This is a genomic window from Streptomyces sp. (genome assembly GCF_031181705.1).
In the GTDB taxonomy this organism is placed as follows: Bacteria; Actinomycetota; Actinomycetes; order Streptomycetales; family Streptomycetaceae; genus Streptomyces.
This window is the reverse complement of the sequence record NZ_JAPSKN010000032.1, coordinates 34,803-43,371: the sequence shown is the minus strand read 5'-3', so window position 1 is coordinate 43,371 and position 8,569 is coordinate 34,803. Positions and strand designations below refer to the sequence as shown.

Here is an 8,569-nt window from a genome sequence, read left to right as displayed (position 1 = left end):
CCCCCGCCCGCTCAGGCCACCAGCGGCAGCCCGCGGCCCCCCGGCCGGACCCAGGACGCTCCCCGCGCGGACGGCAGCGGCGCCGCGGCCCTCTCGACAGCGCCCCCTGACAACCGCCCCCGTCAGAGACCGGCGAGGGCCGAGCGGACCGTGTCCAGGTCGCTGTCGGAGGCCAGGCCGGCGTGGTAGAGCCGCAGTTCGGTGGCGCCCAGCCGCCGGGCCTCGGCCGCGTCGGCGGCGAGGGTGCCGGGGCTGCCGCCCATGCCGGAGACGACGGTGAAGTTGGCGGCGATGACGGCGCCCGCCCTCTCCTGCCGCGCGAAGGGCGTCAGGGTGCCGGTGCCGCCGGCGCAGGGCACCACCACGCCGTCGGCGACGGACAGGATGTGCGCGGGGTCGACGCCGGCGTTGGCGCCGACGTGGTACGACACCGGGTCCGCGTGCAGGAGCACCTGGAAGCCCTCGGGTGCGGCCGCCCGGACCGCCGCGACGGTCTCTTCCTGGAGCGTGCGGGCGGTTTCGTCGCGGTACGCGCGCGTCGTCCCCGCGAGCCTCTCGCCGAGGAGCTTCTCGATGCCCGGCCAGCCCCCGTCCGAGGGCGCCCCCTGCCACACCGGCTCCAGCGCGGTGCGCACGGCGGCCGCCAGTTCGTCGGCGTCCAGGCCGTGGCGGCCGTAGCCCTCCCGGCAGGACGGGCAGAAGCAGAGCGCCATCAGGTACTGCCCGGCGTCCCCGAGGCCGACGCCGCCGGTCTTGTCGTGGGCGTGCAGGTGCTGCAGTCCGTACCAGCCGAGGGACTCCAGCTCGGTGCCGCGGGCCCCGGGCCGGACGGCCGCCTCCGCCGCCAGGTCGGTCAGGTACGCGCGCGTGGCGGGCTGCGCGATGCAGGGCGCCCAGGGGTAGCGGTCGCCGTAGGCGTTGACGACCGAGGTGTGCGGGTGCTCGGCGCCCAGGCGGGAGTTGTGCGCGAGGACGACCCAGGTGTGCACCTCGAGGCCGGCGCCGGCGAGCGCGGCGGCGGCCTCCCCGAAGGCGTCGCCGGGGGCCCAGTCACCGGCGGGGTAGGGGCGCAGCTCCCGCCCGTTCCAGCGGTCGTCCGCCGGGTACAGCACGGCGGCGTGCTCGGCGGTGACGACGCGGTGGCGCGGATGGCGGGGCGTGAGGGCGCGGGTGGAGTGGTAGGCGGCGGCCAGCGTCGCCCGGGCCACGCCGAGCGCGGCGATCCGTCCGGGTGCCTCCGGGTCGCCGTTGACGTCCCAGGGGTAGACGAATGCGGACGCCTTCACTTGGCCTCCTCCAGCAGCGCGTGGCCGCGTTCGATCAGTTCGGCGAGCTGCTTCACATGATCCTCGGCCGGCTCGTGCAGCGGGGGCCGTACCTCGCCCACGTCGAGTCCGCGCAGCCGCACCCCGGCCTTGACGAGGGAGACGGCGTAGCCGCGGCCCTGGGCGCGCAGTTCGACGAACGGGCGGTAGAAGCCGTCCAGCAGCCTCTCCACCAGGTCGTCGTCGCCGGTGCGGAGCGCCCGGTGGAAGGCCAGGGCGACCTCGGGGACGAAGCAGAACACGGCGGAGGAGTAGAGCGTCACGCCCAGGGCGCGGTAGGCGAGCTGGGTCTGCTCGGCGGTCGGCAGGCCGTTGAAGTAGAGGAAGTCGCCCGGGGCCTCGGTGCGCACGGCGCTGACGATCCGCTGCATCAGGTCAAGGTCGCCGAGCCCGTCCTTCAGGCCGATGACGCCGTCCGTGCGGGCCAGTTCGACGACGGTCCGCGGGGTGAACACGGCGTTGTCCCGCTGGTAGACGATGACCGGCAGGGCGGTCGCGGCGGCCACCTCCCGGTAGTGCCGCAGCAGCCCCTCCTGCGCGGCGACGACGAGGTAGGGCGGCATGGCGAGCAGCCCGTCGGCCCCGGCCGCCTGGGCGAGCCGGGCGTAGCGCACGGCGAGCGCGGTGCCGTACCCGGCGCCCGCGACGACCGGCACACGCCCTTCGGCCGCCTCGACGGCGACCCGGACGCAGCGCTCGAACTCCTCGGGGGTGAGCGCGTGGAACTCACCGGTGCCGCAGCAGGCGAACACGGCGGCGGCTCCGGCGGCCACGCCGTCGCGCACGTGGGCGCGGTAGGCGTCGAGGTCCACGGCGCCGTCGGGGCCGTAGGCGGTGACCGGGAAGAACAGCGGCCCGCTGGGGATGTTGAGTCGAGCGGCGAGAGGGGCTGACGTCACGAGCTCTCCCGGTTCCATATTCATGATTGGCGTCTATATTTCTGAACGACTCCACGCTAAGGCGCCGCATCCGCGCCGGTCAAGCGCGCGTACCCGCGTCGCACCAGCGGATTCGCCCCTTCCGCGGCCCACTTGACGGGCTCCATCATGGCTCCCTAGCGTGTCCACGCATATGAATGCCGTGCGCGCATGTGCACGATCGGCGATTCAAGGAGATCCGAGGATGCCCGCTCCCCGCACCGTCCTGCTCACCGGCGCCGCCGGCGGCCTCGGCACCCTGATGCGGGACCTGCTCCCGGACTACGGCTACGACCTGCGCCTGCTCGACATGCGCCCGATCGAGGGCGCACCCGAAGCGATCACCGCCGATCTGGCCGACCGGGACGCCGTGCGCGAGGCGGTCCGAGGCGTCGACGCGATCATCCACCTCGCGGGCATCTCCCTGGAAGCCCCCTTCGAGAAGATCCTCAAGGCGAACATCGAGGGCACGTACCACCTCTACGAGGCCGCCCGCGAGGAGGGCGTCGGCCGGATCGTCTTCGCCTCCTCCAACCATGCCGTCGGCTACACCCCGCGCCCCCGGGGCGACGACCCGCTGATCCCGGTCGACACCCCGCGCCGCCCGGACACCTTCTACGGCCTGTCCAAGTGCTTCGGCGAGGACCTGGCGCAGCTCTACTGGGACAAGCACGGCCTGGAGACGGTGTCGGTGCGCATCGGGTCCTGCTTCCCCGAGCCGACCAGCGTGCGCATGCTCTCGGTGTGGATGAGCCCCGCCGACGGCGCCCGCCTCTTCCACGCGGCCCTGACCGCCGAGCACGTCGGCCACACCGTCGTCCACGGCTCCTCCGCCAACACACGCCTGTGGTGGGACCTCACCTCCGCCCGGGCGCTCGGCTACGAGCCGCAGGACGACTCCGAGCCCTGGGCCGAGAAGCTCATCGCCGAGCAGGGCGAGCTGGACCCGGGGAACGAGGCGCACGCCTGCCTCGGCGGCCACTTCGTGACGGACCCGCCGATCTGGCCGTACTGACCGGAAAGAGGCGGCTCCCACGGGCGGGCGGGCACAGAACGGGCCTGTCCGCTCGGGCATTCGGGCACGGCCCGGACCCGGCCGGGCAGCGCTCCCGGGGGTCCGAAGACCCTCCCCACCAGCCATGACGAGCCCGGCCACCCCGGCATCCCGGCACAGGTGCCCGGGTCCGAACGGGCACATCCGGGCAGGATCCCGCGCGCAACAGACCTGGCCATCCGTGGAACACCCGCTGTAGAACTTCCCCCAAGGCCCGACCGAGGGCCCGAACGGGCAGCAGGGCAGGAAGGCGGTTGACGGCCGTGAACAGGACCGCGGAGGAACGCCAGCGCGAGATCGTGCTGGCCGCACGGCGCGACGGCTCGGTCGACGTCACCGTCCTCGCCGCCGCGCTGGGCGTGGCCAAGGAGACGGTACGGCGGGACCTGCGGGTCCTGGAGGACCACGGCCTGCTCCGCCGCACCCACGGCGGCGCCTACCCCGTGGAGAGCGCCGGCTTCGAGACGACGCTCGCCTTCCGTGCCACCAGCCACGTCCCCGAGAAGCGCCGGATCGCGGCCGCCGCGGCCGAGCTGCTCGGGGACGCCGAGACCGTGTTCGTCGACGAGGGCTACACGCCGCAGCTCATCGCCGAGGCACTCCCCCGGGACCGGCCGCTGACCGTGGTCACCGCGTCCCTGCCGGTCGCGGGCGCCCTCGCCGGGTCCGACAGCGTGTCCGTGCTGCTGCTCGGCGGGCGGGTCCGCTCCGGCACCCTCGCCACGGTCGACCACTGGACGACGAAGATGCTGGCCGGCTTCGTCCTCGACCTGGCGTACATCGGCGCCAACGGCATCTCCCGCGAGCACGGCCTCACCACCCCCGACCCGGCCGTCAGCGAGGTCAAGGCCCAGGCGATCCGGGCCGCCCGGCGCACCGTGTTCGCCGGGGTGCACACCAAGTTCGGAGCGGTCAGCTTCTGCCGGTTCGCCGAGGTCGGCACCCTGGAGACGATCGTGACGAGCACCCTGCTGCCGGCGGCCGAGGCCCACCGCTACTCACTGCTCGGGCCCCAGGTCATCCGGGTCTGACCCACCCCCTTTCGCCCCCCCACCGGGCGCAGCCACGCCCCGTGCTGCCCCTTATCTCCCCATTCATTCCAGGAGCGATCCATGCGAACCCAGAGCCGACGACGGCCTCCGCGAGCCACGCTCGCCCTGGCCGCCGCAGGGACGCTGCTCGCCCCGCTGCTCTCCGGCTGCTGGGTCGGGGCGGGCGGGGCCGGATCCGGCGGCGACGCCATCAACGTCCTGATGGTGAACAACCCGCAGATGGTCGAGTTGCAGAAGCTGACCCGCGCCCACTTCACCAAGGAGACGGGCGTCAAGGTCAACTTCACCGTCCTGCCGGAGAACGACGTCCGCGACAAGATCAGCCAGGACTTCGCCAACCAGGCCGGCCAGTACGACGTCGCCACGCTGTCCAACTACGAGATACCGATCTACGCCCGCAACGGCTGGCTGCACGAGATGAACGGCTACCTGGCGAAGGACCCGGGCTACGACGAGCAGGACGTGCTCAAGCCGATGCGCCAGTCCCTCACCGGCGAGGACGGCAAGCTCTACGGCCAGCCCTTCTACGGCGAGTCGTCGTTCCTGATGTACCGCAAGGACGTGTTCGAGAAGAAGGGCCTGACGATGCCCGCCCGTCCCACCTGGCAGCAGGTGGCCAACCTCGCGGCGCGGGCGGACGGGGCCGAGCCCGGCATGAAGGGCATCTGCCTGCGCGGCCTGCCCGGCTGGGGCGAGGTGATGGCCCCCCTGACCACCGTCGTGAACACCTTCGGCGGTACCTGGTTCGACAAGGACTGGAAGGCGCGGCTCGACTCCCCCGAGTTCGAGAAGGCGACGAAGTTCTATGTCGACCTGGTACGCGAGCACGGCGAGTCCGGCGCCGCCCAGTCCGGCTTCGCCGAGTGCCTGAACAACATGACCCAGGGCAAGGTCGCCATGTGGTACGACGCCACCTCCGCCGCCGGTTCCCTGGAGGCTGACGGCTCCCCCGTCAAGGGCAAGGTCGGCTACGCCCCCGCCCCGGTGGAGAAGACGGAGTCCTCCGGCTGGCTCTACACCTGGGCCTGGGGCATCCAGAAGGCCTCCCGCAACCCGGACAACGCCTGGAAGTTCGTCTCCTGGGCGTCGAGCAAGGAGTACGAGCAGCTGGTCGGCGACCGGATCGGCTGGTCCAACGTCCCGGCCGGCAAGCGGGCGTCCACCTACGCCAACCCCGCCTACCGTGCCGAGGCCGCCGCCTTCCAGGAGATGACCAGGGAGGCCATCGAGCAGGCCCGGCCCGACGACCCCGGCGTGCAGCCGCGGCCCGCGCCCGGCATCCAGTTCGTCGGCATTCCCGAGTTCACCGACCTCGGCACCAAGGTCTCCCAGGAGATCAGCGCGGCCATCGCCGGACGCCAGTCCGTCGAGTCGGCCCTGAGGAAGTCGCAGGCGCTCGCCGAGAAGATCTCCGAGGAGTACGAGGGACGATGACCGCCACGACCACGGCCCCCCCGGCCTCCCCCGAGATCCACACCCCGGCGGGCCGCCCCTCCGCCCGGCTGCGCGCCTGGGCGACCCGGGCGCCGCTGCTGCCCGCCCTGATCTTCATGATCGTCGTCACCCAGCTGCCCTTCGTGGCCACCCTGGTGATCTCCTTCTTCGACTGGAACAGCCTCTATCCCGACGCCCGGCGGTTCGCGGGCCTGGACAACTACCAGGAGGTCCTCACCGACGCGGACCTGCGCCACTCGGTGTGGACGACCGTGCTGCTGACGGTCGCGGTCGTGCTGGCCAGCCTGGTGCTGGGACTCGTCCTGGCGCTCCTGCTGGACCGCAGGTTCCGCGGCCGGGGCATCGTGCGGACGCTGCTGATCGCGCCCTTCCTGGTGGTGCCGGTCGCGGCGGCCCTGCTCTGGAAGCATGTGCTCTACAACCCCGAGTACGGCCTGTTCAACGGGCTGCTGCACTATGTGGGCGGACCGCAGCCGGACTGGATCTCGAACACGCCGTTGCTGGCCGTCGAGGCCTCGCTCATCTGGCAGTGGACGCCGTTCATGATGCTGATCCTGCTCGCCGGGCTGCAGAGCCGTGACCACGAGCAGATCGAGGCGGCCCGGGTCGACGGCGCGAGCGACTGGCAGATCTTCGTCCATCTGACGCTTCCGCACCTGCGCCGCTACCTCGAACTCGGCGCCCTGCTCGGCTCGATCTACATCGTGCAGAACTTCGACGCGGTCTTCACGATCACGTCCGGCGGTCTCGGCACCGCCAACCTCCCCTACACCGTCTACCAGAGCTTCTACCAGGCCCACGAGAACGGCCTCGCCTCGGCCGCGGGCGTCCTGGTCGTCATCGGCTCGATCGTCATCGCGACCTTCGCCCTGCGCGTGGTGTCGTCCCTGTTCCGCGAGGAGGTGTCCCGCGCATGAGCACGACCGCCCTGCGAGCCCGCCGTGCCCGTGGCAAGGGAGCGGGCCTCGGCCTGCTGGCCTGGCTGCTCGGCATCGCGTTCTTCCTGCCCATCGCGTGGATGGCGCTGACGTCCTTCCACTCGGAGGCGGACGCGGCGACCAACCCGCCGTCCTTCGCGGCCGCCCTGACCCTGGACGGCTACCGCGAGTTCTTCGGCGCGGGCGGCGGCGCGAGCCCCTGGCCGGCGCTGATCAACTCGACGGTCGCGTCCGTGGCGTCGACCCTCCTCGTCCTCCTGCTGGCCTTCCCGGCGGCCTACGCGCTGTCCATCAACCGCGTCCGCAAGTGGACGGACGTGCTGTTCTTCTTCCTCTCCACGAAGATGCTGCCGGCCGTGGCGGGCCTGCTGCCGATCTACCTCTTCGCCAAGAACGCCGGGATGCTCGACAACATCTGGCTGCTCGTCATCCTCTACACCTCCATGAACCTGCCGATCGCGGTGTGGATGATGCAGTCCTTCCTCGCCGAGATCCCGGTCGCCGTCATCGAGGCGGCCCGGGTGGACGGAGCCCGGCTGCCGACGGTCCTGACGCGGGTGGTGGCCCCGATCGCCCTCCCCGGCATCGCCGCCACGGCGTTGATCTGCTTCATCTTCAGCTGGAACGAACTGCTCTTCGCCCGGGTGCTGACGGGCGTGGTCGCCGAGACCGCCCCCGTCTTCCTGACCGGCTTCATCACCAGCCAGGGCCTGTTCCTGGCGAAGGTGTGCGCCGCGTCGCTCGTCATCTCCCTGCCGGTGCTCGCCGCGGGGTTCGCCGCCCAGGACAAGCTGGTCCAGGGCCTGTCGTTGGGAGCCGTGAAATGAAGGCCGCCGTCATCGAGTCCGTGGGCCGGGCCGTCGTCGCCGAGGTCCCGGACCCGACGCCAGGGCCGCGCGAGGTCGTCGTCGAGGTCGCGGCCTGCGGGCTGTGCGGCACGGACCTGCACATCCTCCAGGGCGAGTTCGCCCCGAAGCTGCCGATCGTGCCCGGACACGAGTTCGCGGGCGAAGTCGTCGGCGTCGGCACCCAGGTCACGGAGGTGGCGGTCGGTGACCGGGTCGCCGTCGACCCGTCCCTGTACTGCTACGAGTGCCGCTACTGCCGCACCGGCCACAACAACCTCTGCGAACGCTGGGCGGCGATCGGCGTGACGACGGCCGGCGGCGCGGCGAAGTACGCCCTCGCCCCGGTGGCGAACTGCGTGAAGCTCCCGGACCACATCCGCACGCAGGACGCGGCGCTCGTGGAGCCGCTGTCCTGCGCGGTGCGCGGCTACGACGTCCTGCAGTCCCGCCTCGGCGCGCACGTGCTGATCTACGGTTCCGGCACGATGGGCCTGATGATGCTGGAGCTGGCCAAGCGCACGGGCGCGGCGAGCGTGGACGTCGTCGACGTGAACCCGGCCCGCCTGGAGACGGCCCGCCGCCTCGGCGTCTCGGCCTCGGCGGCGAACCCGGACGAGCTGGACCGCCCGCAGGGCTGGGACCTGGTCATCGACGCCACCGGCAACGCGGCGGCGATCCAGGACGGCCTGGACCGCGTGGCGAAGGCCGGCACCTTCCTGCAGTTCGGCGTCGCCGACTACGCGACCCGCGTGACGATCGACCCGTACCGCGTCTACAACCAGGAGATCACCATCACGGGCTCGATGGCGGTGCTGCACAGTTTCGAGCGGGCGGCGGAACTCTTCGCGGGCGGCGTCCTCGACCCCGACGTCTTCATCAGCGACCGCATCCCGCTGGAGCGCTACCCCGAGGCGCTGGAGCAGTTCGCGGCCGGCGTCGGCCGCAAGATCGTGGTCGTGCCGTAGGGCGACGAGCCGGCA

8 protein-coding genes are annotated in these 8,569 nt (G+C 72.1%); 6 read left to right on the top strand and 2 right to left on the bottom strand.

From position 1 onward, the window contains the following. Positions 1-122: 122 nt before the first annotated feature. Together RIN80_RS09595 and RIN80_RS09590 are read right to left on the bottom strand one after the other, a co-directional pair. Complete coding sequence (locus RIN80_RS09595) at positions 123-1,286, bottom strand: hypothetical protein (protein WP_309095105.1); 1,164 nt, start codon at positions 1,284-1,286, stop codon at positions 123-125. Next, complete coding sequence (locus tag RIN80_RS09590) at positions 1,283-2,224, bottom strand: 5-dehydro-4-deoxyglucarate dehydratase (RefSeq protein ID WP_309095104.1); 942 nt, start codon at positions 2,222-2,224, stop codon at positions 1,283-1,285. Before RIN80_RS09590 ends, RIN80_RS09595 begins: the two co-directional genes overlap by 4 nt. A gap of 223 nt (positions 2,225-2,447) precedes the next feature. Between RIN80_RS09590 and RIN80_RS09585 the strand changes: the two genes are divergently transcribed. The 6 genes from RIN80_RS09585 (at position 2,448) to RIN80_RS09560 (ending at position 8,554) form a co-directional block, all read left to right on the top strand. Then, a complete protein-coding gene (locus RIN80_RS09585) occupies positions 2,448-3,257 on the top strand; it encodes an NAD(P)-dependent oxidoreductase (RefSeq protein WP_309095103.1) in 810 nt (269 codons plus the stop codon). A gap of 302 nt (positions 3,258-3,559) precedes the next feature. After that, positions 3,560-4,327 carry a DeoR/GlpR family DNA-binding transcription regulator gene (locus RIN80_RS09580; protein WP_309095102.1) on the top strand — a complete coding sequence of 256 codons (768 nt, stop codon included), beginning with the start codon at positions 3,560-3,562 and terminating at the stop codon, positions 4,325-4,327. An 81-nt stretch (positions 4,328-4,408) separates the two neighbouring features. Next, positions 4,409-5,782 (top strand): sugar ABC transporter substrate-binding protein, encoded by a 1,374-nt coding sequence (locus tag RIN80_RS09575; protein ID WP_309095101.1) that lies wholly within the window; start codon positions 4,409-4,411, stop codon positions 5,780-5,782. Further along, entirely contained in the window at positions 5,779-6,720 is a 942-nt protein-coding gene (locus RIN80_RS09570) for a sugar ABC transporter permease (RefSeq protein ID WP_309095100.1), read from the top strand. Before RIN80_RS09575 ends, RIN80_RS09570 begins: the two co-directional genes overlap by 4 nt. After that, positions 6,717-7,568 carry a carbohydrate ABC transporter permease gene (locus RIN80_RS09565; protein WP_309095099.1) on the top strand — a complete coding sequence of 284 codons (852 nt, stop codon included), beginning with the start codon at positions 6,717-6,719 and terminating at the stop codon, positions 7,566-7,568. Before RIN80_RS09570 ends, RIN80_RS09565 begins: the two co-directional genes overlap by 4 nt. After that, positions 7,565-8,554, top strand: a complete 990-nt coding sequence (locus RIN80_RS09560) for a zinc-dependent alcohol dehydrogenase family protein (RefSeq protein ID WP_309095098.1) — start codon at positions 7,565-7,567, stop codon at positions 8,552-8,554. The genes RIN80_RS09565 and RIN80_RS09560 overlap by 4 nt, the downstream gene beginning before the upstream one ends. The last annotated feature ends 15 nt before the right edge of the window (positions 8,555-8,569 follow it).

Excerpts from the sequence above, each read along its gene's own strand:
- RIN80_RS09560 (WP_309095098.1), top strand. The coding sequence starts at position 7,565 with ATGAAGGCCGCCGTCATCGAGTCCGTGGGCCGGGCCGTCGTCGCCGAG.
- RIN80_RS09565 (WP_309095099.1), top strand. The coding sequence starts at position 6,717 with ATGAGCACGACCGCCCTGCGAGCCCGCCGTGCCCGTGGCAAGGGAGCG.
- RIN80_RS09570 (WP_309095100.1), top strand. The coding sequence starts at position 5,779 with ATGACCGCCACGACCACGGCCCCCCCGGCCTCCCCCGAGATCCACACC.
- RIN80_RS09585 (WP_309095103.1), top strand. The coding sequence starts at position 2,448 with ATGCCCGCTCCCCGCACCGTCCTGCTCACCGGCGCCGCCGGCGGCCTC.
- RIN80_RS09575 (WP_309095101.1), top strand. The coding sequence starts at position 4,409 with ATGCGAACCCAGAGCCGACGACGGCCTCCGCGAGCCACGCTCGCCCTG.